The organism is Pseudomonas sp. GW821-FHT04D07 (assembly GCF_059420225.1).
The window spans coordinates 1-21,258 of sequence record NZ_JBWKTH010000012.1 but is presented as its reverse complement, the minus strand read 5'-3'; the positions used below and the strand labels follow the sequence as shown (position 1 = coordinate 21,258).

Here is a 21,258-nt window from a genome sequence, read left to right as displayed (position 1 = left end):
GCGTCCAGACGGACTCCTACACCGTCAAAAACAACGCCGAAGTCCAAACCCTCGACTGATCCCGCTGCCGAGCACAAATGAACAACGGATGCTCACGCCCCGCCGCCAACTGCAACGCCGCCAATTCGATCGTCCCCTGCACCTCACGCGGTAACAACGCATCGGTTGTCCGCTCCAGGGACACCTTCAACTCCGCCCCCGGCAGTTCCTCGATCACCTGCCCTCGCGCCAGCAACTGCTCACCGGGCAACTCCATCAGCAGTGTCGGGGCGTGCACATAAGGTTGCGGCTCGGACGGGTCGCCGACCTTGATGTAGTTGTCGATACGGCTTTGAATCTGCAAGGTCGCGCCAGCCAGTTGCGACAGGTCGATTTCGATGCTGTCGGTATCGCCATTGGTATCGGTGCGAAACGCCAGTGTCGTCGCGTCCTTGCGCCATACGGTCTGCTCGGGATGGTCGAGACCCAATGCCCGGAAGCCCTTGATCACCGCACCGGTTACGCGGATCTCGCCGGTCCAGTAGGCACCGCGATAACGGTCCTTGATCCGTGCACCACCCAGGCGCAGGCGAATGCCGTGACCGGAGAAGCCCAGTTCCTCATGCAGGTTGCGCGACCAGACCCGCCGTTCGCCGTCAAACAGTTCGACCTGCTCCCAGCCCGCCTCCCCCAGCAAACGATAATCCAGCGTCGCATCGGCCCGTGCAGTGAACACTTCACCCATAAAGTGCGCACCCTGGCGCAGACTGGCGAACGCGCGCTCACCGGTGGTGGCGAAGGTCCGACGGGCACGCAATGCCTTGCCGACACTGGCACGGTCAAAACGCTCGGCGACCACGCCGGTCAGCCCGCCGCGCGATCCAAACACCGCCGTGGCCGGCACGCCGCCGCCGCAACGGCCCTGATGCTCGTCGCTGTTGGCCGCGGCCCCGACCCGATAGCCACGTTGCAGGGCCTCGGCATAGACCCAATGGAACTGCCCCCACGCCGACCCCACTTCAATCAGACGCTCCAGCTCCGGGTGATGCCAGTCCAGGTTGCAACGACGCCCGCCCACATGCGGCATCATCAGATGGCCTTCAGGGTCCTTGGCATAGGCAGCATACAACTCGTCCACTGGCCAAGCCCCGGGCTTGATGGTCCCGGCGGTGAATTCGTTCCATTCGAAGGACCGTACCAGGCGGCCCTGGTTGTCAAAAGGAAACTCCGGCTTGCGATCGTGCAGGAACACCACGTTGCGATCACCGCCGGCACAGGAGTTGCCGCACCACTCGGTGCCGGGATAGCAGACAAATCGACCCGGCTCGTTGAGTTGGTGAATCAGCTTGACCGCCTGGTCCCAGCGTTGCTCGGTGATATTGAAATCGTTGGCGGTATAACCGAGCACGTCGAGCCCTGCAACATCACGACCATAACTGAGGTTGTACAAGGTGTCGTTGGTGCCCACGGTGTCGTCGGAGTGCACATGCAGGTCCGCATAGAGCGGGCGCAATGCGCTACCGGCCGGATCGACCGTGACAAAGGCCCGGGCCCCGCGCACAAACGGCCCCTGCACCTCGGCCGCCAATTGCCACTCGCCCACCGCGCCGAACTTCACACCCTCAAGCCGGGCAATCGCCCAACCTTCGGCTGCCAGGCGGAACGGCTGCTGCCGCTGTTCGCCTTGCGGACCGGTCAGGCTCAGCAGGCCCTCGAGCGGCAACTGGCGGCAGGTATTGCCCCAGGCATCGTCGACCCGCAGCAGGACGTCGAACGCCTCGCCGGCGCTGACCAACCGCGGCACGATCAATTGAACGCTTTGCGCCGGCCCCGGGACGATATCCAACAACACATCACCGGGGACCTCGGCAAACTTCGAGCTGCCCAGCGGATCGATGAACAGGCGGAAGCGGAAGTCCTTCTCGACAAAGCTCTGCACCCGCGTGCCCGCGCCACCCTGGCGCCGGTCGCCGAGACGGATGACGATGCGGTCACCAGGATTGAGGTAGCCGTCGACGATGTCGATGATCAGCGCTTTCTGGAAGGGCCGCTCATGGCCCTTCTGGTCGAAACGCACCTTCAGGTGCTGCACAGTGGCCTGGCTCTGCCCGGGCACCAACTCCCCGGCCTGATACTCGGCACTGACGTAGTTGGGACCCGCCGGGTTCGAGGTTTGGAACAAGGCCCAGTCGGAGTAGAACTTGAACGCCAGCTTCAACCAGGCACCGTCCGCCAGCCCGCTGCCGCCGACCTCGTAGACCAGGGTGATTTCGTCCCATTGGCCGGCCACCAGGGTCTGGCGATCACAGCTGATCGCCCCCAGGAACGGCCGTTGTTTGTTGCGTTCGTACAGGCCTTGCGGGGCTATGTAATGCCCGGCTTCGCGGGGATCGAACAGGTTACTCACATGACACCTCGTACAGGATCATTGAAGGTTTGAAGGGGGCACCGGCGACTTATCGCTCGCGCCATTGCTGGTAATGACGCTCGATGCGCCGGAACACGAAACTCTCCATCAGCCAGGCGATCAGCCCGATCAGGGCAATGCCCAGCAGCACCTGGCTGCTGTTGCCGATCTGGCCCCCGGTGGAGACCATCCAGCCAATGCCCTGGGAGGCGCCGATCATTTCCGCCGCCACCAGCGCCCGCCACCCCTGGCTGAAACCGATGCGCAGGGCCGCCGTGACGAACGGCAGTGACGCCGGCAGGTAGACATGGGCCAGCAACTGCCAGGGACTGGCGCCCAGCGTGCGGGCCGCGCGCACTTCCCCGCCGCGAATACCCTGCACGCCCTCCTGGATCGTCACCGCCATGGGGAACACCGCGGCAATGAAGATCACCAGCACGATGGACACATAGCCCAGGCCGAAGATGATCATGATCAACGGCGCCCAGGCGATCGGTGGGATGGCCATGAACAGGCTGTTGAGCGGCGCGATGAAGTCGCGAAAACGCGAGGACAATCCGCCCGCCGCGCCCAGCAGCATGGCGACGATGACCGCCGCGCAGAACCCGCCGAGCTCCTCCAGGACGCTGGCTCGCAGGTGCTGCCAGAGCGAACCGTCGTCCAGCCAGCGCAACGCCTCGCGGGCGACATCCCAAGGCTGCGGCAGGATGTAGGTGGGAAAACGACTGGCCAAGGCGACCCAGATCAATAGCAGGAATGGCAACGACGCCCATCCCCAATTCGGTTTTGGCAAGGACATGGGCAGACTCAGCGCGAAGCTTTTTCCAGGTAGGTGGTGTCGACGATCTGCTCGGTCTTGAGCGTGCTGTCGATAAAGCCCAGGTCATGGGAATAGTTCATCAGGCGCTGGATAAACTGGATGTCCGCGACCTCCAGGTCAGCCGACCAACCCAGTCGGGTGCGGGCCTGGGCGACAATGGTTTGTGGGGCGATGGTCTTGCCATCGGGCCCTTGCACCGCTTCGAGCTTGAACGCCTCGGCGATGATCCGATTCGACTCATCGGGATGCTCGTTGAGAAAGGCGATGGCCTTGCGATGCGCGCGCAGCAGTTTCACCACGTCATCCGGGCGTTCCTGCAAGGTTTTCGGCAACGCGATCACCACGTACCAGGGGTACTGGGGCAAGGCTTGGTTGACATCGAACAGGACCCGGCTCGAACCGCGCAGCAAGGATTGGCTGACAAAGGGTTCCCAGGAAAACGCCGCATCGACGATGCCGCGCTCCAGGGCGGCGTTCATATTGCCCGGGGGCATGTCGATAATGTCGAGGTCATGGTCGGGGTTGAGCCCGGCCTTCTCCTTGAGCACATAACCGCGCAGCAGCACGTCCATGCCACTGCCCTTCTTGACCCCCGCGAGTTTTTTGCCCTTGAGCTCGGCCAATGAGTTGATCGGGCTTTTGCTGTCGACAATCACCGCCGCCTGGCCGTAATTGACCTTGGCCAGGATCCGGCTCTGCAATCCACGGGAAAACCACTGGTACACCGGCGGCGTGCCGACATAGGCCACATCCAGTTCACCAGCGGCCAGCGCCTGCTGAATCACCGGACCATCCCCCAGTGCCCTGAGGTCTACGTTCAGGCCTTCTTCTTGGTAATAGCCCTCCTTGTCCGCGATCAACGCCGGGGCATTGGCCATGGCAAAGACATATCCCACCCGCAGCGGCTTGGCTTCCCCGGCGACAGCCAATGAACTGCCGGCCACCGCGACAATCGACAATAAAAGAGCAAGCAGCGTAGGTTTGATCATTGGATCGACTCGGCTTCAAGGGAGAGAGAGGGAGAACAAACGCGGGCCTCGGACAACGCCATGACCTGGGAAATACGCTCCATCAGCTCATTGCGGTAATCGAGGAACGCCGGCAAGCGGCGGGTTTTCAGATTGGAGCGCGGGCGTGGCAGCTGGATCTTCAGTTCACTGTGAATACCGCCCGGCGCGATATTGAGGACAATCACCCGGTCGGCGAGGAACACCGCCTCGTCGATATCATGGGTAATGAACAAGACGGTCTGGCCCAGCTCGGCCCAGATGCGCAGGGTTTCTTCATTCATGTGGTTGCGGCTGATGGCGTCCAACGCGGCGAACGGCTCGTCCATCAGCAATACCTCCGGCTCCAGTGCCAGGGTGCGAGCCAACGAGACACGCTGCTGCATCCCACCGGAAAGCTGATGCGGCAAGCGCTGCGCGGCCTGCTCCAGGCCGACCAGGCGCAGGTACTGCATGGCTTGCTCACGCTGCTGCGACTCGCTGACATCGGCGGCCATGCGCAAGCCGAAACGCACGTTCTCCAGGGCCGTCAGCCAGGGAAACAACTGCGGCGCCTGGAACACATAACCCAACTCCGAACGCTCGGGACTCACCGTGGCCTGGTTCAGGCGGATCTGCCCCGCCTGCGGTTGGACGAAACCCGACAACAGGTTCAGCAAGGTGGTCTTGCCACAGCCGGACGGCCCGAGGATCGCAACAAACTCGCCGGGGGCCGCGCTCAGGCTGAACGAGGAAAACACCCGTTGCCCATTGGCGTAGCTGAAGCTGATGTGCTCGACGCTCAATGCATCGGCCGGCGGTGGCGCACGAAGGATGGTTTCTGGCATGGCAAGTATCATCAGGTCGTCTACAATGGGAATACCTGACATAATACGTATTAATACAAGTCGTCCCAATAACCTATTTTTATAACCTTAGAAGTGAAGGCCGCACCCTGAGCACGACGCTTCTTCGATCACGGAACCCCGCAGTGTCCACGCCCATTCTTCGTGACAGCAGCACCTCGCTCTACGAACAGATCGCCCACCAGTTGCTGGAGGAGATTCAGCGCGGCGCCTATGAGCCCAGCGGCAAGCTGCCCTCGGAGGCCGAGTTGGGTCAGCGCTTTGCGGTCAGCCGCGTGACCGTTCGCCTGGCCGTGGGCAAGCTCAGCGATGATGGCGTGGTGGAACGCAAGCAAGGCAAAGGTACCTTTGTCGCCGCCAAGCAGGTCCGCCATGGTCTCGATGCCCTGCGCAGCTTTCATGAGGCGCTGTTGTTGCAAGGTCTCGAGCCGAGCATGCGCGTCCTCGATTATCAGTTGCAGCCGGTTCCCGAGGCGCTGCGCATTCTGTTTGCAGAGGCCGATTACTGCCTGTTGCTGGAGCGCCTGCACTTTGTCGACGACGAACCCATTGCCCTGGGCCGCAGCCATCTGCCGGCCGCACTGGCGGACGTGGTCTGGAGCGCGGTCGAGAACCGTCCGATCTACGCGATCCTGGAGTCGATCACCGGCTCCCCGGTCACCCGCGCCGATATGGCTATTCGCGCCCAGGAGGCCGACAGACACCTGGCCAATACCCTGAATGTCAAACGCGGCGCGGCGCTGCTGGTGATGGAACGCACCTCGTATTTTGCCGACGGCCGCTGCTGTGATCGGACCACCTTCTTTATCCGCCCGGAGCGTTATGCGTTTGTCCTCAGCGGTGTGTTCAAGTCCAGCCCCAGCCCTTGAAACCAGGGGACGCCCAGGCCTGTTCCTGGGCCTGGCGAGCGCCGACAACAGGTCGTACGGCGATTACCGTCGATGCGCCAGGGAGCGTACCAGCCGATCGCCCAGGCTTTGCACGCCCTGCACCAGAATCACCAGGACGATCACCGTGGCGACCATCACCTGATTGTTGAAACGCTGATAACCATAACGAATCGCCAGATCCCCCAACCCACCGCCACCGATAACCCCGGCCATGGACGAGAAGCCGATCAACATCACCAGGGTCAGGGTGATCCCCGCCAGCAAAGCCGGCAGGGCCTCGGGCAACAGGACCTTGCAAATCACATGGCGAATATCGCCGCCCATGGACAGGATCGCTTCGATCCGCCCCTTGTCGACGTCATCCATGGCGTTCTCGACGATACGCGCAAAGAACGGAAAGGCACCGATGGTAATCGGCACCACGGCGGCGGTGCTGCCCAGGGTGGTGCCGACAATCAGCCGGGTCAGTGGAATCAAGGCAATCAACATCACCACGAACGGCAGCGAACGACCGAGGTTGACCAACGCGCCGAGGCTGCTGTTCAACCGGGGCATGGGGTACAGGCCACGGCGGCGACTGACGAACAGCAGTACCCCGAGCGGCAAGCCGATCAACAGGGTGAAGAGTCCTGCCAGCAACACCATATAAAGCGTTTCGCCCGTGGCATTGAGCAGCAGTTGGAAAATCTCGTTCCAGTCGATTGTCCGGTTCATGACGGCTCAGCCCTGATCTCGCGTTGCTTGAGAAAATCCACCACCTTGGCCAGTTTCAACGGCGGGACGGCCCTCTTGAACGGCAGGTTGTAACTCGACAGCAAGGAATGACCGAGAGGTGCGCCCCGGTCGGCCGGTAACGGTTCCAACGCTCCCGACTCCAGCAACCGCCCCTGATCCAGAATAGCGGCGTGATCGCAGATCGACCTGACCACGTCCAGCTCATGGGTGATCAGCACGATGGTCAGCCCCAACCGGCGATTGATATCGCGCAACAGCTCAAGGATCGACGCCGTGGTTTCCGGGTCGAGGGCGCTGGTGGCTTCATCCGAGAGCAGATACGCCGGGCGCACCGCCAGGGCCCGGGCAATGCCTACCCGCTGCTTTTGCCCGCCGGACAGTTGTGAAGGAAAGGCCTCGGCCTTGTCCCCCAGGCCGACCAGGTCCAGCAGCTCACGCACCCGCGCCTGGCGGGCAGCCTTGTCGGTGCCGGCGATTTCCAGCGGCACGGCGATGTTGTCGAAGACATTACGCGAATGCAGCAGGTTGAACCCCTGGAAGATCATGCCGATGCGCTGGCGCTGTTGCCGCAATGCCGGGGCGGACAACAACGTCAGGTCCTGGCCGTCGATAACCACCCGCCCACTGCTGGGACGTTCGAGCAGATTGAGGCAACGCAGCAAGGTTGACTTGCCGGCACCGCTACGCCCGACAATCCCGTAGATCGCGCCGTCCGGGATACTCAGCGACACCTGGTCGAGGACCGGCGCCTGGCCTTCGCCGTAGCTTTTGCTCAACTGCTCGATGCGGATCATGGCTGACTGCCCGCAACCACCACCGGAATCACCGACCCCGAGTAAGTATCGGTGATGAACTTCGCCACCTGGGGCGAGTTGAGATCCTTGGCCAGTTGCTTGATCCGCGGGTCATCCTGCAATTTCGGCGTGGTCACCAGGATATTCGCGTACGGATTGTGCGCCGCCTTTTCCAGGCCCAGGGCATCCTTGGCTGGCGACAGTCCGGCCTCCAGCGCGTAGTTGCCATTGATCACCGCCAGGTCCACATCCTCCAGGGCGCGGGGTAACTGCGGCGATTCGATCTCGAGGATCTTCAGCTGTTTCGGGTTCTCGGCAATGTCCTTGGGTGTCGCCTGGTCAGTGGCCGGATCGTTGAAGCCGGGCTTGAGTCTGATCAGGCCATTGTCTTGCAGCAGGTAAAGGGCGCGACTGAGGTTGGTGACATTGTTGGGCAACGCGACGGTGCCGTTTTGCGGCACCTGGTCGAAATTTTTGTGCCGGTGCGAATAGATCCCCAAGGGCTCGATATGCACGCTCGCCGCCACCACGAACTGCTGTCCGAGGGCCTGCTCCTGGGACTTGAGGTACGGCAGGTGCTGGAAGTAGTTGGCGTCGACATCACCATGGGCCAGCAACTCATTGGAGTTCACACCGTTGGGAATCTCGATGATCTTGATGTTCAACTGCGGGTCGATTTTCTGCACGTACGCCAGGATCTGCGCATGGGGCACCGGGTCCGCCGCCACCCGCAGTGGCTCAGCCGCCAGGGCGCCGAACGAAGAGAACAGGCCCGCCCATACCGCCAGGGTCAATCCGGTTTTTTTCAACATACTGATAGTCCTTGATCAAGTGAAGAGTCAGGCGCTCAGCGCCTTGGGCAGTAACGCATCGGCGTAGAAACGCTGGGCGACATCGGGGTGCGAGCGCAGACGGCCCTTGAGGTAGTTCCAGCCCACATCGCGCAGCAGCGGATTGGCCGGATCGCTGGCCGGTCCGCGCGCTTCGCGTTGCAGCGCCGTTGGTAAGGGATACAGCGGCACCACCGCGTCCAGTTGCGCGCCAAGGAAAAAGGCCATCGACAAACGCTCGCGGCCCACTGGCGGCGATTGCACCCGATGCACCGTGGCGCGCAAATAGCCGTTGGTGGCCAGTTCGAGCAGTTCGCCGATATTCACCACCAGGGTATTTTCCCGGGGCAACGCATCGATCCAGCGACCCTCCTCGACCTCCACTTGCAGACCGGCCTGCTGGTCCTGCAACAGGAAACTGAGAAAGCCGGAATCCTTGTGGGCACCCACACCTTGCCGGCTTTCGCTCTGCGCACGACCGGGGTAGCGGATCAGCTTGATATGTTCATTGGGCTTGTCGCCATACAGCGGGTCGAAGGCCGCTTCGGGCAACGACAGGGCCTGGGCAAACGCACGCAGCAGGCGCAGCGACATGGCGGTCATGGCCTGCTGCCATTCCAGCAGCAACGGTTTGAGTCGTGGCAGCTCGGCAGGCCACAGGTTCGGGCCTTGCAGGCGGGCCCAGCGCGGGGTGTTTTCATCCAGCGCCAGGGCTTCGCGCTCAGCGCCGACATCGAACTGCTCGCGCAGGTCCGGCTGGCCTCGGGTGATCTCCGAGGCCGCCCGGTTGTACCCACGAAAGTGTGGCGAGTGAATCATGCCCACCGCGTTTTTTGTTGCCTCGGGTAAGGCGAAGAACTCCCGCGCATAGACCTGCACCTGTTGCAACAACGCGTTGTCGATGCCATGTCCGGTCAGGTAAAAGAACCCCACATCCCGCGCGGCATGGCGCAGCCCGTCGAGAAAACTCTGACGCTGTGTGGCGTTGCCGTCGAGCAAGGACAGGTCGAGCAAAGGCAGCGTGGTGATAACCAGCGAATTCGACATGGTTCACTCCCCTGTGATTTGAAAAAATATTCATCCCGCTATCAGTCGAACTGACACGTCGATAAACAGCTGTTCAAGGCAGGGGAAAACGACAAGGAACCCAGCGATTGAACAACGCCGGGTTAAAGCTATACGATCTTAAAAACCATCAATAAATATCTTTTTTGCATTAGCTTAGGCTGGTGTCAACGGCCACCACAGCGAAACGCACAACCCGCGTTGCGCCACCTCATCGCAGTACGCCAGGCGAATGCGCGCCCCGGTGCGCTCGGCAATGGCCTTGACGATGGACAGTCCCAACCCGGAGCCGACTTCCTGGCTGCCCAGGCTGCGATAGAACGGATCGAAGACCCGCTCGCGCTCCTCGATGGCGATGCCGGGGCCGTTGTCCTTGACCTGCAACAACGCCCCACCCTGCTCCCGGCTCACCGACAGGTCGACCCGGCCACCCATGGGCGTATAGCGAATGGCGTTGTCCACCAGGTTCTTGACCAGCGCCAACAGGTCGATCTCGTTGAGTGCCAGGTAGACGTCCTCCGCGCCCTCGACACCAATGTCGATTTGCTTGAGTTCGGCCAGCGGCAACAAATCCTCCAGCACCCGGCGATAGACCGCGCGCACCGAGACCGGTGCGCCGGACGGCGTCGCGTTCGCTTGGGCGGTGGCCAGCGCCAGCAGTTGCTCGATCAGGCTCTTGCCGCGCTCGATGCCCCGGCGCAAGGCGAACAGACGCTCCCGGGCCAGGCTCGACATCTCGGCGGCGGCCAGCCGCTCGGCCTGCAGGGACAGTGCGGTCAGCGGTGAGCGCAATTCGTGGGCAGCGTCGGCGACGAAGCGCCGTTGGCTGTCCATCGACTGGGCGACACGGCCAAGCAGGCGATTGATCGCCAACACGAAGGGCCGGACTTCGGTGGGCACGGGGGTTTCGTCGATGGGGTGCAGCTCCTGATCGCCGCGTTGGTCGATCTCGGCCGCCAGCACCACAATGGGCCGGAACAACTTGCGCAACAGATCCGTCACCACCAACAGCAACACGGGAAACAGGATAAGAAACGGCAAGAGTCCGCGCCAGGCGCTCTCCCGGGCATCCTTGTCGCGGACGCCGGTTTCCTGGGCAACGGCGATACGCTGGCCGTTGCCCAGGGTCCTGACCAGCACCCGGAACTGTTCGCCAGCGACCGCGAGCGTCGACAGGCCATCGGCCAGATTCGCCGGCAACGGCAGCGGTCCGCCGGCTTCGACATCGACCGCGGCTCGACCACCCTCGCCCAGATACTGCACGGTCACCCGGGACTCTTCATCGTCGCCAGCAATCATGCGCTCCGGCCGCGGATAGACCAACGTCATCTGCTGGCGCTCGAACAGCACGGCCACCTGATGCAGGGTGTTGTCCTGCATTTCGAGGGCTTCGTCGAAAGCCGAGACAAAGGCGAACACCCCGGCCAGCAACGCAACCACCAGGATCGCCAGCGACAGCGAAACCGACAACCTGAGCTGGACCGACTCACTCAGGCGCTTTTTGAAACCATCCATCCCATGCCCCTGACATTCTTGATGACGTGACTGCCCAACTTGCGCCGCAATCCGTGGATCAGAAACTCCACCGCGTTGCTCTCCACTTCGTTACCCCAACCATAGATCCGGTCTTCGAGGTCGCTGCGCGAGAGAATCGCACCCGGACGGATCAACAGCGCCTGCAACAAGGCGAACTCGCGACTGGAAAGCTGGACCTCGGCGGTTTCCTCGCTACGGGCCTGTTTCGAAACCAGGTCGAGGGAAACCACGCCGTTGCTCAGCAGCGACAACGCCGTGCCGCCCTTGCGCCGCAGCACGGCGCGCATGCGGGCGAGCAGTTCGGCCATCTCGAAGGGTTTGAGCAGATAGTCGTCGGCACCGCCATCGAGGCCATACAGGCGATCGTCGAGGCTGTCGCGGGCAGTGATGATCAACAGCGGCACGTCATGGTCGCGGGCACGAATACAGCCCAGGACTTCGAGTCCGTCCTTGCCTGGCAGGCCGAGGTCGAGCAGCACCAGGTCATAATGCTGGGCGTCCAGCGCAGCGAGGGCGGTGTTGCCATTGTGGACCCAGTCGGCGGCGTAGCTGGCGTCCTTCAATGCGCCCTGGATCGCCTCGCCGATCATCGGATCGTCTTCGACCAGTAATATCCGCATATCCCTCTCCACTGAAAACAGGCCCGGCACTCATACGCGGCGCACCTGCGTGATGATTGCCGAGCCTGCATTGAAGCACCTGTTCAGCCGTGTACGAAGCGATTTATCCGGCCTACAGCACGCACGTCAGAGGACATGGGATCATTTTTTGCCTTGCATGGTGTTGAAGGTTTTCAGCAACTCATCCATCGTCGCCTTGCAGTCAGCCTGTTTCGGGCTACCGGCGCGCAGGGCTTCCAACGCATTGTCGATGGCCTTGTCGAGCACGTGCCAATCGCTGGCGGCACGCGGTTTGAGACCGGCTTCGGCGGAGTCCCAGGCCAGTTCCAAGTCCTTGATCCGCGTCTTGGCAGCGGCCAGGTCGCTCTTGTCGACCAGCGCGGCAACATCCAGCGCGATGCCCTGGAAGGCCGACAGATCGCCGAGTTTCGAGGCGCTGGCCAGGCTTGCAGCCGCCGGCGTGCTGGCCAGACTGGATGCCGCTGCAGCCTTGGCGGCATCGCTGGGCTTGGAGCAACCGGCGGCCAGGCCGAGCACGATAATCACGGAAAGAACAGCGGCTTTGCGCATAACGGTTTGAACCTTGAGCATGACAATTCCTTGGGGCTGTTTGAACAAGTTATTGAGTGACAAGCTTGCGATGGCTGACGCCGAACTGCGCGACCAACACCAGGATCAGGATGACGCTGAGGAAGATCGCGCTGGTCCAGGCCGCGCCCATGCCCAGGCCGCCATAGGTCTTGGCCTGAGTCAGCAAGTCGCCGAGGGAAGCGCCGAATGGGCGGGTCAGGATGTAGGCGATCCAGAAGGTCAGGACAGCGTTGCCGCCCAGGCGCCAGGCCACCAGGGTCAAGGCGATCAACCCGGCGAAAATCATCGAACCGAGGGTGAAGCCAAGACCCAGCGCCTCGGTAGCCAGATCGCCCGCCGCCGTGCCCAGGGCGAAGGTGCAGAGCACCGTGGTCCAGTAGAACCACTCTCGGCGCGGCGTGACGATTTCGTTGATGGAGAGGTTGCGTTCGCGGGCGAACCAGATAGCGAAATTGATCGCCAGCAACACCGAGAATATTGCCGTGCTGACATACAGGCTGATGCCCAGCTTGTCGGTCAGCACATCGGTGATCTGCGTCCCGACCACACTCACCAGCACCACGGTAAGCCAGTAGATCCAGGGGGTGTAGGCACGAGTGCGCAATTGGCCAAACAGCGCGATGGCCAGCAACACGGCCATGCCGATGCTGGTCAGGCCCTGCCCCAGGCCGGCGTCGACGGCAAGGAAGTCGGCAGCGGTTTCGCCCACGGTGGTGGACATGATCTTGATGATCCAGAAGGACAGCGTCACTTCCGGGACCTTGTTCAGCCAGTCGGCTGTGGTCAGCGCTTTCATGTGGGGACGTCTCCTTAACGGCGCCACAAGCGGCGCAGGGAGGAGACTACCCGGGGAAACTTAGCTGAGACTGAGGGGGGGCCGTCAGACCGATATCACTTTCGACGCCAGGCTGTACAACATCACACTGGCAAAGCCGCCAATCACCAGCGAAACACCCCTGTTGACCCGACTGCCCGAGATCAGCGACGGAAGATTTCGCCCAAAGACAGCCCCCAGCCCCACCCAGACAATGCCCACCGGAAAAATCATCAGGGAAAAGATTGCCATGAATGAAAGATAACTTTGCATGTGCATGAATGTTTCGGCGGGCGCCACGAACGAAACGAAAAACAGGCCTTTCGGGTTGATCAGGGTGGCCAGGAACAGCGCCGAAACCGAGATGGCAGAGGGCTTTCCAGATACATCCGTCTGCGCGGAAAACCACAATTTCAGCGAGATGTAGAACAGAAAAACCACCGCCAGGATCTTCGTCGCCACCATGACCCAGGCGTAATTTGCCGTCAGCGCATCGATGGATAGACCCCAGGCGGTAATCTGGATCAGGTAAGCCGTCCATTCGGCAACAATCAGCTTCAGCGAATAACCACCCAGGCCGCGGCTGACCCCCGACTGCAGCAACAGCGAATTGGTCGGTCCAGGCACCAACAGTATCGTGAGCATTGCGCTTGTAAGATAAGACATAACCCCCCCGCACACATTCGTAGCCGTCCTTATACAGGATCACTAGCTGAACAAGCACCTCGGTGTACCCTGGTCACTCCTCTCCCCACCAATCGCCTTTACCCGCCTGGCGACGCAATGAACTCAGGGCCTGGAGCGCTTGGGCGACCTTGATGAGCAAGCAGGACGGTGACGCTGGCAAGCTCTCGGAAGAACGCGCCATACAGAGGTTGTCGTCGATGACCGGAGCGAAGTTGATCGCCAAGGCCACCACACCCGCACTGTCCCAACCCCCGCCAACCGCCCGGAACAAGGTCAGCGGCGTAGCCCAATTGCACAGTAGCCAGACGATTTGTCGTTAGACGACCTCGAAAAGAGAAATTTCGACACAGATCAAAGCTGCATCCGACAGAAGCGTTTCCTGCCCGATTGGATCATTGGTTCGCTTGAATCAAACAGAGGTCGTTCATGGGTATGTTCAATCCACCTCATCCTGGCGGGATTCTTCTCGAAGATGTGATACCAGGTCTGGGGACCACCCTCACCGAGTTTGCTCGCCATCTGGGCTTTGCTCGAGAGACTCTTTCGAGAATCCTGCATGGTCATGCTCCCATCAGCCCAGATCTTGCTGTGAGATTAGAGTGTGCGGGGATCAGTACTGCACGTCTCTGGCTGAGCATTCAAGCAGACTATGATCTGTGGCAAGCAGAACATCGCGAGCAACCACCGATTGAGCGCTATGCCCAGGTGAACTGATGTAAATCCAGGGTTACCAGCACTCAGATCGTTCCCGGCTGTGCGGGAACGATCTGACAAGACCAAGCCCTAGCGCTTGGCCAGTTCCATGATCATGCGGCTCAGCAGATAGATCCGGGGGGACACGCTTTCCACCTCGGCGTATTCCTCGGGGGTATGGATATTGCCACCGACAATCCCGAACCCGTCCAGTGTCGGTGTACCCACACCCGCCGACAGGCTGGCATCCGCCGCCCCGCCACTGCCCTCAATGGTCAGCTTGCGGCCCAGTTCGCCGTAGATCCCCTGGGCGATGGTCACCAACGCATCGGACGCGGCGGTTTGCGGCATCGGCGGCAGGCCGCGCAGCAGACTGGTCTTGACCTCGGTGTCCGGAATCAGCTTGTTGGCCGAGACCCGTGCCAGGTCCTTCTCGATCCGGTCGAACTCCTCCGGTAGCGCCGCCCGCACATCGGCCTTGGCGGTGGCCTGGTCAGGAATCACATTGACCCGGTCCCCGGCCTTGAGCACGGTGAAGTTGATGGTGGTTTTCTTCTCTTCGTCGCCCAGCTTGCTCAGTTGCAGAATCTGGTGGGCCGCCTCCATCGCCGCGTTGCGCCCCAACTCCGGTGCCACGCCGGCGTGCGCGGCCTTGCCCTTGACCTCGACCACCGCGGTGGCACTGCCCTTGCGCCAGACCACCAGGCCATCGGCCGGACGACCGGGTTCCAGATTCAGGGTCACATCGTGGGCCTTGGCGGTTTTCCGGATCAGTTCGGAGCCGATCTCCGAGCCGGTTTCCTCGCTGGCATCGAGCAGGAAAGTGATCTGCGCATAGTCCTGGAAGTTCTGGTTCTTCAGCACCTTGAGGGCATAGATCCCGGCAACGATACCGCCCTTGTCATCCATCACGCCGGGGCCATAGGCGCGACCGTCCTGGATATGAAACGGCCGCTCGCTCGCCGAGCCTTCCTTGAACACCGTGTCCATATGCGCCATCAGCAGGATTTTTGCCTTGCCGGTGCCCTTGAAGGTGGCGAGCACATGGCTGTTGCTGGCGTGAGCATCGGGGACCAGTTCGATGGTGGCGCCGAGTTTTTTCAGCTCATCGACGGCGATATCACGCACTTGGGTCAGACCAGGCTCGTAGCCGGAACCCGAATCGATATTCACCAGGCGCTCCAGCAACTTCAAGGCCTCGGCCTTGTACTGTTCGGCGTCGGCCTGGATTTGTTTATGGGGTTCGGCGCTCCAGGCCGGGGCGGCGAAACCGCAGGCCAGGGCCAGGCCGAGGGTGGTGGCCAATACGGTGCGGGGGAGATTGAACGTCATGAACGGATCCTTGTTTTTTGTTGGAGTGTTGCGTGGTGCTGTTCGAATGTCGGATTGAAAGGGCGGCTGGCAAGCCTACCTTGTCCAGGCCGCTCTCTATAACCCGGTAATCTACAGCACGGCAATATTATTCAGGTTCGCGGTTGTAGCTCATCTGAAATGCCGTCTCACTAGCTCAATCAACCGAACGCTTGTCCAGCGCGGACGCCAGCTGATTGGACGGGGACGAGCCCTCAAGCAAGGCATCCACCACCGCACGCGCCACTTCCACCGAATGCAGCATGCCCCAGAACAACGCCCGCTCGACGGGGTTGGTATGCAGGCTGATTTCATCGCCATTGAGTTCCGCGGTTTCGAGCAGATTGGAAACGTAGGTCAGTGCGTCCTGGGCGTTGATGCCCGGTTGGATGGCGAACAGCGTGGGTTTATAGGGGGCTTCGGGGGTGACGGGTTTGGAGCAGGTGAACGCGAGGGTGTCGAGCAAACGAGGCGTGTTGGCCGGGAACGGCTCGGGCTCGTTGGATGGGGTATCTGGGAGTTTGCGCAGGTACAGGCCTTTGTCGGCGGTACTGAGGGTTTTGCGAAGGGTTGGTGGATCGGGGGTGATTTTCTTTGACATGGTGACGCTCCTTCTTAACTAAAGGGAGCTCGTCATCTCCACGCTGCAAAACGAAAGGTGGCGAGCCGTACACAGGTTTGCAGACCGGTAAGAAGGAACCGGTAGGCCGAAGCCTCCTGCGCACAGCTCGCCATAACGCGAGCACAAAAACCGCTTACGCGGCACTGTGCGCCTTCTTAAAATCCGGGCTGCAAAACCCGAGTCGCTGAATTTGCAGCGACCGCCGAACTCTAGCCCTGGCGTTTGGCGCACGCAATATTCTCCCATGCCTGAAGCATGTGGGAAATATGAGTTTTTTCAGAAGGTTATTTCGCGTGCTGATTGAGAGTTGCTGGGCTGCGCCTGGAGCACAGAACGCCGCCTATTCGAAGCCCTACGGCGCGCGCCGACTATGCCGGCACACGCCCGACCTGAATACCGGCCTAAATACGCACAGCCGTGTCGGAATTTAATAACTGCCGCCCTTTTCGCTTATCGCAAATACACAGTTCTAAGCTTCAAAAAACTGCAACCGGACAAATACCCAAACGACTAGTGAACACGTAGGACTCTAGTCCATTTTTTTCGGGGAGAATCGTCACAACTCCTCCATCAAACCCTTATCGCGCAGGCGGACATGTATCAGGTGGCAATCACCCTGCATGACCGCTTATAACCTTAACGCGAGACCGGCAAATGGGTGTCCCCGTTTCCGTCCCGACAAGGGCCGAGACTGGGAAGAATCGATATACAAAAAAATTAAGCATGTGCCCCATTTTTTGCACCACCGACTACTTTACCGTACTCCAAAGCGCAACGCGGAGCCTCTCTACTAATACATCGGTGTAATCATACGGAGCTGTTTGGGTTGTCACAACTCTCCAAAAAATGGAACCCGACTGAACAATTTCAACTTTAAGCCGGACACCTTCCCCCTTAACCATTCCGCCATAACCTTGCCAATGTTGACGTCCCGCTCTCTCAAAAAAACGTCCCCTGTCCGAGAAGCGCACATCAACAGCCGTACTCTTCTGAAATGCACGTACGTACTCATCCAGGGTATAACCTCTCTGCTCCATAGCAAAAACAACTTTGGCTCGGCCGGTATTCTCGGAGAACACATATATTGGCTGGCCCTCTTTGTTTGCTTTAGTAGAAACGCCCCACCATGGCTCAAGCTTCGCATCAAGATGGGTAAGTGGATTTTCCCAAACATAGCTCTTTTTTTGCATGATGTACTGTACCCATTCACGCTGAGCAGTCGGATCCAAGGAACTTAATACTGAGATACCTCCCAAAACCCCCACAAAGACGAAACCAGAAGCAATTTTACGCACCCTGGTTAAAGGCCTTGAACGTACCCAAAAATTTAAGGATTCGTCATAACTCGCCTGCCGCCCACTTCCCAGCCGGTGCGCCTGACTCGCCATCGTCAATAAGTTAATTAAAGGCAGCCCAAAAGCGAGCCCGCTACCCCACACTAAAGAGTTCCTATGGAGGTATTGGTAAAAATCTAATGACTTCGCATCTAATGCTTCAACTTTTAGCCTGAACAATGCCTTGCCGGGTGTATTTCCGGCCACCCGATGTAACAAAGCATCTACTATAAGCGCCATCGGGAGGAATAAGACGCGGAGCAACTGAGCGGCTCCTGGTTTATGAGTCCAATCAAAGAAACCAGGGAAATACTTAGCTAATACAAAACCCGAAATTACGGCTACGAGTGCAATTTCCCAGCACACATCAAAAATTCGAGCGAAAAACCGAGGCCAGCGAGCCGCTAAGGAATCACCAGCCCTGCCAGGATCGGTACTCCATGGCAAAGATGGAGATACGGCCACCTTCAAGTCGTACAGCTCCGGCACTTTATCCTGAGGTCGCCAAGGATCCATGCTTTCGTTCCACAGAATGGTTTTTGAACCCACTTCTCCGGCCTGACAAGGCTGGCGAGCCGGGAAGGCAAACTGACGAACGTCCATGTCGGGATCTCGATACAAGGGAGGCGACTGAGCGCCCTTCAGATAGCTCTATGCCATCAGCCGGCGGCGATACTATGGCGACAATTCAATGGCGTCAATTTGTCCAGAACGAAATATATTCAAAATGTTTCGCACTATTTTTTGACCTGGAAAGGCCCATTCAGAAGATGTTGCGCTAATTCATTGATAAGTATCGATTCCGACACCAAACTATGTCGGCCTCTCACCCCGCGCCTGGGCACGAGACGCCGCTAGTGTTTCCGTCAAGGCCCCCCTGCATGTCCACACTTGAAATCATCGCTGTCCTGGTCAATGTCCTCGGCGTCTGGCTGACCGCCCGGCGTATTCGCTGGTGCTGGCCGGTCGGCGTCATCGCCGTGCTGCTGTACGCCTGGATTTTCTACGACGCCAAGCTGTATTCCGATACCTTGCTGCAAGGCATTTTCGCCGTGCTGCAAGGGTATGGCTGGTGGCGCTGGAGCCAGGGCGGGCTGAGCGCTGGCAAAGTCCATGTTGCCCGATTGTCCTTGCGCGAAGGCCTGCTCGGCTTGCTTAGCGGAGCCGTGGGCGCGGCGCTGCTGGGGGGCCTGATGGTCCGCTTTACCGATGCGGCGGTGCCTTGGATCGACGCCTCGCTCACCGCCTTCAGCCTGGTGGCCAGCGTCTGGGCGGCGCGCAAGTATGTCGCCAGCTGGTGGCTGTGGATTGTGCTGGACGTGATCTACGTCGGCTTGTTCCTGTTCAAGGACCTGCAACTGACGGCGGCGCTGTACGCCGGGTTCGTGGCGCTGGCGATCTATGGCCTGCGGGCCTGGCAACAAGATCTGAAATACCAGGAGCAACCGCTGCTCCCGAGGCTCAGCGGACTCTAGTCGAGCATGATAGCGACACGGTATCCGGGGATAGGCTCCCAAGCCTGCGGTCACTGCCCCTCAATGCGCTGGACAAAGGCGCTTCGACCCGTGGCCGACGCTCTAAAGTTATTTATGTCGTAGTCGATACACTCCTGTACATAGAGTAATTCTCTTGCCCCAGGAGGTTCCATGACAGGGATATCGTCGATCAATGCTTTGACGCTGAACCCTTCCCAGCTTGTTGGTAATCCGCCGGCGGGCGTCCAGTCTGTCGAAACGACCGCGGCCGTTTCCGCACCGGCGTCCAGCGTGATTCTCGGCCAGACCAATGTGGTCGAAATCAACACCTACAATGCCCGTGGAGCCTTGCCTAACGCCGTGCTGCTACCTGCCTGGGAAAACAGTCCGCTGGACAAGGTGTCGTTCACGATGGGCGGCAACCTTGCCAGTACGTCCAACTCCGCCCGCTTTGCCGGCCTGGGTGCGGCGTTGCTGGCGCAGTTGGCCGACGGCAAAAAGAACATCTCGCAATCGGTTGTCCCGCAGTCCGGCAGCAAACCGCTCAACGCCGCCGAGCTTTTGGCCGCGCAAGCCAAGCTGCACAGCAGCAGCGCCGACAGCACGATCAGCCTGACCCTCAAGACCGCCAGCGGTAAAACCGTGACCTTGAGCCTGGCGAACCAGGACGGTGGAATGGCCGTGCAGGCCCAGGTGGAGGGCGGCGACCTCACGAATGAAGAGAGCGCGGCCCTGGCCAAGATGGCCAACGGTTTCCAGACCGCGATCGACGGTTTGACCGCCAAGCCACCTCAACTGAAACTGGATGCCCTGACCCAGTTTGATTCAAAGGTATTTTCGTCGGTCGACCTGAGCACCAAGCTCAAGCTGGATGACAAAGGCGTCCAGACCCTGGATTTCCACGCCGACAACCAGCAACGCTCGGTGCGCATGAGTGGACCTTCGGGTGATCTGCAACTGTCCGTGGACCTGAAGAACCAGGCGATTCTCGGCAATGCCAGTCAACAGGCCAAGGCCCTGCAGAGTTACCTCAAGCAGATCGATGCCGCCGCCGCCCGAGGTAACGCCGACCGCGATTTGATGTCGATGTTCAAGGATGCGTTCTCCTCCCTTAACAGCAACTATCCCGCCAGCCGTGGGGCCTCCACGCCGGCAACCGTCGACCCACTGGCGCCCACCGCTCTGGACCGCAACCTGTTGACCGGCATGGCGGACTTCTCCGCGTCGATGACACAGACAACCCAGGCGAGCAACCCGATGCGTCTCAGCGAGCGGGATACCTTTGCTTATAACGTGTCCCAAACCACTCGACTCAGCGGCCATGATCCGCAGAATCGCTCCATTGAGCAGGACCAGCAATCGAACCTGAACGCCAGCTATCACAAGGCGTTGTACCCGGGTCAAAAGCTGAAGCTGACCAGCAATGCGGACTCGCAGAACTACCTGTTCTACCAGGTCGACGACAACGCCAGCAGCCAGACCAATATCAGTTATAAAAAGGGTGAGTTGACCAATGCGTCGGTCAGCCAGTCGGCCAGCCAATCCACCCGGATTTCCAAATACGTGACGGGCCATCTGGTAGAGCAAACTACGACGCCCGTCAGTTCCTCGAAAACCCAGAGTTTCCTCGACGTGCTGGAAAAGGCACTGCACCCGGACAAGACAGACCAGACACCCGCGGGCGCTGCGCGCTTGAAGGAGATCCTGGCCGGCCTGCAGGACAAGGTACTGTTGGATTCGTACCCGAAAAAGCTCAACAGCTGACCCTGGCGGTCAGCTTTACCCCAGGTCACATCGGCAACAGGGCGGGTCTTTAACCGCCCTGTTGCGGTGAATTTACCCGCGATACTCCTGACTCCCTCCTCTCTCGTCACCGAAGTAGCGGCCATGCTCATGCCCGCCACGCCCGTCATCATGCCAATAAGGCCAACAGCCCCCCAATAGAAGGGCGCTGGAAAGTACCAGGATCCATAGGGTCGTGCGTTTCATTTGATCGTTCTCCAATGCAACGGATTAGCGGCTGCTCTCATTGCCATGGGCAAGTGTCGTTGGCACAGCAAAATCCCTGAATGCCGGAGAAAGAACGATGTAGTGGTCAACTAATTCCGGACACCTCGATAGGTAATTTTGACACCATCGCCCGCTCGTAAACGGTCGGTGGCAG

At 60.2% G+C, this 21,258-nt stretch carries 20 protein-coding genes; 4 read left to right on the top strand and 16 right to left on the bottom strand.

What is annotated here, in order from left to right:
- Nucleotides 1-16 precede the first annotated feature (16 nt).
- The 4 genes from AC07T0_RS16070 to AC07T0_RS16055 are packed head-to-tail and all read right to left on the bottom strand — an operon-like array spanning nucleotide 17 to nucleotide 5,040.
- Nucleotides 17-2,386, bottom strand: coding sequence for a CehA/McbA family metallohydrolase domain-containing protein (locus AC07T0_RS16070; protein ID WP_495002124.1), 2,370 nt, complete (start codon nucleotides 2,384-2,386; stop codon nucleotides 17-19).
- Nucleotides 2,387-2,435: 49 nt separating this feature from the next.
- Nucleotides 2,436-3,185, bottom strand: a complete 750-nt coding sequence (locus tag AC07T0_RS16065) for an ABC transporter permease (protein WP_495002123.1) — start codon at nucleotides 3,183-3,185, stop codon at nucleotides 2,436-2,438.
- A gap of 8 nt (nucleotides 3,186-3,193) precedes the next feature.
- Nucleotides 3,194-4,195 carry an ABC transporter substrate-binding protein gene (locus tag AC07T0_RS16060; RefSeq protein WP_495002122.1) on the bottom strand — a complete coding sequence of 334 codons (1,002 nt, stop codon included), beginning with the start codon at nucleotides 4,193-4,195 and terminating at the stop codon, nucleotides 3,194-3,196.
- Complete coding sequence (locus tag AC07T0_RS16055) at nucleotides 4,192-5,040, bottom strand: ABC transporter ATP-binding protein (RefSeq protein ID WP_495002121.1); 849 nt, start codon at nucleotides 5,038-5,040, stop codon at nucleotides 4,192-4,194. The genes AC07T0_RS16060 and AC07T0_RS16055 overlap by 4 nt, the downstream gene beginning before the upstream one ends.
- A gap of 143 nt (nucleotides 5,041-5,183) precedes the next feature.
- On the opposite strand from AC07T0_RS16055, the gene AC07T0_RS16050 reads away from it, so the two are divergent.
- Nucleotides 5,184-5,927 (top strand): GntR family transcriptional regulator, encoded by a 744-nt coding sequence (locus tag AC07T0_RS16050; protein WP_495002120.1) that lies wholly within the window; start codon nucleotides 5,184-5,186, stop codon nucleotides 5,925-5,927.
- Nucleotides 5,928-5,990: 63 nt separating this feature from the next.
- On the opposite strand, the gene AC07T0_RS16045 is transcribed toward AC07T0_RS16050, so the two are convergent.
- From AC07T0_RS16045 to AC07T0_RS16005, 9 genes are all read right to left on the bottom strand, one after another.
- Nucleotides 5,991-6,662: a methionine ABC transporter permease gene (locus AC07T0_RS16045; protein ID WP_495002119.1), complete on the bottom strand. Its 672-nt coding sequence runs from the start codon at nucleotides 6,660-6,662 to the stop codon at nucleotides 5,991-5,993.
- On the bottom strand, nucleotides 6,659-7,477 hold the full coding sequence (locus AC07T0_RS16040) for a methionine ABC transporter ATP-binding protein (protein WP_495002118.1): 819 nt from the start codon (nucleotides 7,475-7,477) through the stop codon (nucleotides 6,659-6,661). Before AC07T0_RS16040 ends, AC07T0_RS16045 begins: the two co-directional genes overlap by 4 nt.
- Complete coding sequence (locus AC07T0_RS16035; RefSeq protein ID WP_495002117.1) at nucleotides 7,474-8,289, bottom strand: MetQ/NlpA family ABC transporter substrate-binding protein; 816 nt, start codon at nucleotides 8,287-8,289, stop codon at nucleotides 7,474-7,476. The genes AC07T0_RS16040 and AC07T0_RS16035 overlap by 4 nt, the downstream gene beginning before the upstream one ends.
- A 27-nt stretch (nucleotides 8,290-8,316) precedes the next feature.
- Nucleotides 8,317-9,354, bottom strand: a complete 1,038-nt coding sequence (locus AC07T0_RS16030; RefSeq protein ID WP_495002116.1) for an isopenicillin N synthase family dioxygenase — start codon at nucleotides 9,352-9,354, stop codon at nucleotides 8,317-8,319.
- A gap of 174 nt (nucleotides 9,355-9,528) precedes the next feature.
- Nucleotides 9,529-10,887 carry an ATP-binding protein gene (locus AC07T0_RS16025; RefSeq protein WP_495002115.1) on the bottom strand — a complete coding sequence of 453 codons (1,359 nt, stop codon included), beginning with the start codon at nucleotides 10,885-10,887 and terminating at the stop codon, nucleotides 9,529-9,531.
- A complete protein-coding gene (locus AC07T0_RS16020; RefSeq protein WP_495002114.1) occupies nucleotides 10,863-11,528 on the bottom strand; it encodes a response regulator in 666 nt (221 codons plus the stop codon). The genes AC07T0_RS16025 and AC07T0_RS16020 overlap by 25 nt, the downstream gene beginning before the upstream one ends.
- A gap of 141 nt (nucleotides 11,529-11,669) precedes the next feature.
- Complete coding sequence (locus tag AC07T0_RS16015; protein WP_495002113.1) at nucleotides 11,670-12,119, bottom strand: hypothetical protein; 450 nt, start codon at nucleotides 12,117-12,119, stop codon at nucleotides 11,670-11,672.
- Between the two features lie 28 nt (nucleotides 12,120-12,147).
- Nucleotides 12,148-12,915 (bottom strand): COG4705 family protein, encoded by a 768-nt coding sequence (locus AC07T0_RS16010; RefSeq protein ID WP_495002112.1) that lies wholly within the window; start codon nucleotides 12,913-12,915, stop codon nucleotides 12,148-12,150.
- Nucleotides 12,916-12,999: 84 nt separating this feature from the next.
- The gene (locus tag AC07T0_RS16005) at nucleotides 13,000-13,578 is read right to left on the bottom strand and encodes a LysE family translocator (protein WP_495002111.1); all 579 of its coding nucleotides are present in this window, start codon (nucleotides 13,576-13,578) and stop codon (nucleotides 13,000-13,002) included.
- A gap of 468 nt (nucleotides 13,579-14,046) precedes the next feature.
- Here AC07T0_RS16005 and AC07T0_RS16000 point away from each other — a divergent pair, with 468 nt between their 5' ends.
- Nucleotides 14,047-14,334 (top strand): HigA family addiction module antitoxin, encoded by a 288-nt coding sequence (locus AC07T0_RS16000; protein WP_495002110.1) that lies wholly within the window; start codon nucleotides 14,047-14,049, stop codon nucleotides 14,332-14,334.
- Between the two features lie 69 nt (nucleotides 14,335-14,403).
- Here AC07T0_RS16000 and AC07T0_RS15995 read toward each other — a convergent pair whose 3' ends face one another.
- From AC07T0_RS15995 to AC07T0_RS15985, 3 genes are all read right to left on the bottom strand, one after another.
- Nucleotides 14,404-15,645, bottom strand: coding sequence for a M20/M25/M40 family metallo-hydrolase (locus tag AC07T0_RS15995; RefSeq protein WP_495002109.1), 1,242 nt, complete (start codon nucleotides 15,643-15,645; stop codon nucleotides 14,404-14,406).
- A 175-nt stretch (nucleotides 15,646-15,820) separates the two neighbouring features.
- Nucleotides 15,821-16,264, bottom strand: a complete 444-nt coding sequence (locus AC07T0_RS15990; protein WP_495002108.1) for a hypothetical protein — start codon at nucleotides 16,262-16,264, stop codon at nucleotides 15,821-15,823.
- Nucleotides 16,265-17,034: 770 nt separating this feature from the next.
- Entirely contained in the window at nucleotides 17,035-18,222 is a 1,188-nt protein-coding gene (locus AC07T0_RS15985) for an RDD family protein (RefSeq protein ID WP_495002107.1), read from the bottom strand.
- A gap of 278 nt (nucleotides 18,223-18,500) precedes the next feature.
- Between AC07T0_RS15985 and pnuC the strand changes: the two genes are divergently transcribed.
- On the top strand, nucleotides 18,501-19,094 hold the full coding sequence (pnuC, locus tag AC07T0_RS15980) for a nicotinamide riboside transporter PnuC (protein WP_495002106.1): 594 nt from the start codon (nucleotides 18,501-18,503) through the stop codon (nucleotides 19,092-19,094).
- A 171-nt stretch (nucleotides 19,095-19,265) separates the two neighbouring features.
- Nucleotides 19,266-20,858 carry a lactate dehydrogenase gene (locus AC07T0_RS15975; protein ID WP_495002105.1) on the top strand — a complete coding sequence of 531 codons (1,593 nt, stop codon included), beginning with the start codon at nucleotides 19,266-19,268 and terminating at the stop codon, nucleotides 20,856-20,858.
- Nucleotides 20,859-21,258 lie beyond the last annotated feature (400 nt).

What these genes read in the sequence shown, in the direction of transcription:
- AC07T0_RS15985 (WP_495002107.1), bottom strand. Translation starts at nt 18,222, where the DNA reads ATGGACGTTCGTCAGTTTGCCTTCCCGGCTCGCCAGCCTTGTCAGGCC.
- AC07T0_RS16020 (WP_495002114.1), bottom strand. Translation starts at nt 11,528, where the DNA reads ATGCGGATATTACTGGTCGAAGACGATCCGATGATCGGCGAGGCGATC.
- AC07T0_RS16060 (WP_495002122.1), bottom strand. Translation starts at nt 4,195, where the DNA reads ATGATCAAACCTACGCTGCTTGCTCTTTTATTGTCGATTGTCGCGGTG.
- AC07T0_RS16035 (WP_495002117.1), bottom strand. Translation starts at nt 8,289, where the DNA reads ATGTTGAAAAAAACCGGATTGACCCTGGCGGTATGGGCGGGCCTGTTC.
- AC07T0_RS16015 (WP_495002113.1), bottom strand. Translation starts at nt 12,119, where the DNA reads ATGCTCAAGGTTCAAACCGTTATGCGCAAAGCCGCTGTTCTTTCCGTG.
- AC07T0_RS16055 (WP_495002121.1), bottom strand. Translation starts at nt 5,040, where the DNA reads ATGCCAGAAACCATCCTTCGTGCGCCACCGCCGGCCGATGCATTGAGC.
- AC07T0_RS16045 (WP_495002119.1), bottom strand. Translation starts at nt 6,662, where the DNA reads ATGAACCGGACAATCGACTGGAACGAGATTTTCCAACTGCTGCTCAAT.
- AC07T0_RS15990 (WP_495002108.1), bottom strand. Translation starts at nt 16,264, where the DNA reads ATGTCAAAGAAAATCACCCCCGATCCACCAACCCTTCGCAAAACCCTC.
- AC07T0_RS16065 (WP_495002123.1), bottom strand. Translation starts at nt 3,185, where the DNA reads ATGTCCTTGCCAAAACCGAATTGGGGATGGGCGTCGTTGCCATTCCTG.
- AC07T0_RS16025 (WP_495002115.1), bottom strand. Translation starts at nt 10,887, where the DNA reads ATGGATGGTTTCAAAAAGCGCCTGAGTGAGTCGGTCCAGCTCAGGTTG.
- AC07T0_RS16040 (WP_495002118.1), bottom strand. Translation starts at nt 7,477, where the DNA reads ATGATCCGCATCGAGCAGTTGAGCAAAAGCTACGGCGAAGGCCAGGCG.
- pnuC (WP_495002106.1), top strand. Translation starts at nt 18,501, where the DNA reads ATGTCCACACTTGAAATCATCGCTGTCCTGGTCAATGTCCTCGGCGTC.
- AC07T0_RS15975 (WP_495002105.1), top strand. Translation starts at nt 19,266, where the DNA reads ATGACAGGGATATCGTCGATCAATGCTTTGACGCTGAACCCTTCCCAG.
- AC07T0_RS16005 (WP_495002111.1), bottom strand. Translation starts at nt 13,578, where the DNA reads ATGCTCACGATACTGTTGGTGCCTGGACCGACCAATTCGCTGTTGCTG.
- AC07T0_RS16000 (WP_495002110.1), top strand. Translation starts at nt 14,047, where the DNA reads ATGGGTATGTTCAATCCACCTCATCCTGGCGGGATTCTTCTCGAAGAT.
- AC07T0_RS16010 (WP_495002112.1), bottom strand. Translation starts at nt 12,915, where the DNA reads ATGAAAGCGCTGACCACAGCCGACTGGCTGAACAAGGTCCCGGAAGTG.
- AC07T0_RS16030 (WP_495002116.1), bottom strand. Translation starts at nt 9,354, where the DNA reads ATGTCGAATTCGCTGGTTATCACCACGCTGCCTTTGCTCGACCTGTCC.
- AC07T0_RS15995 (WP_495002109.1), bottom strand. Translation starts at nt 15,645, where the DNA reads ATGACGTTCAATCTCCCCCGCACCGTATTGGCCACCACCCTCGGCCTG.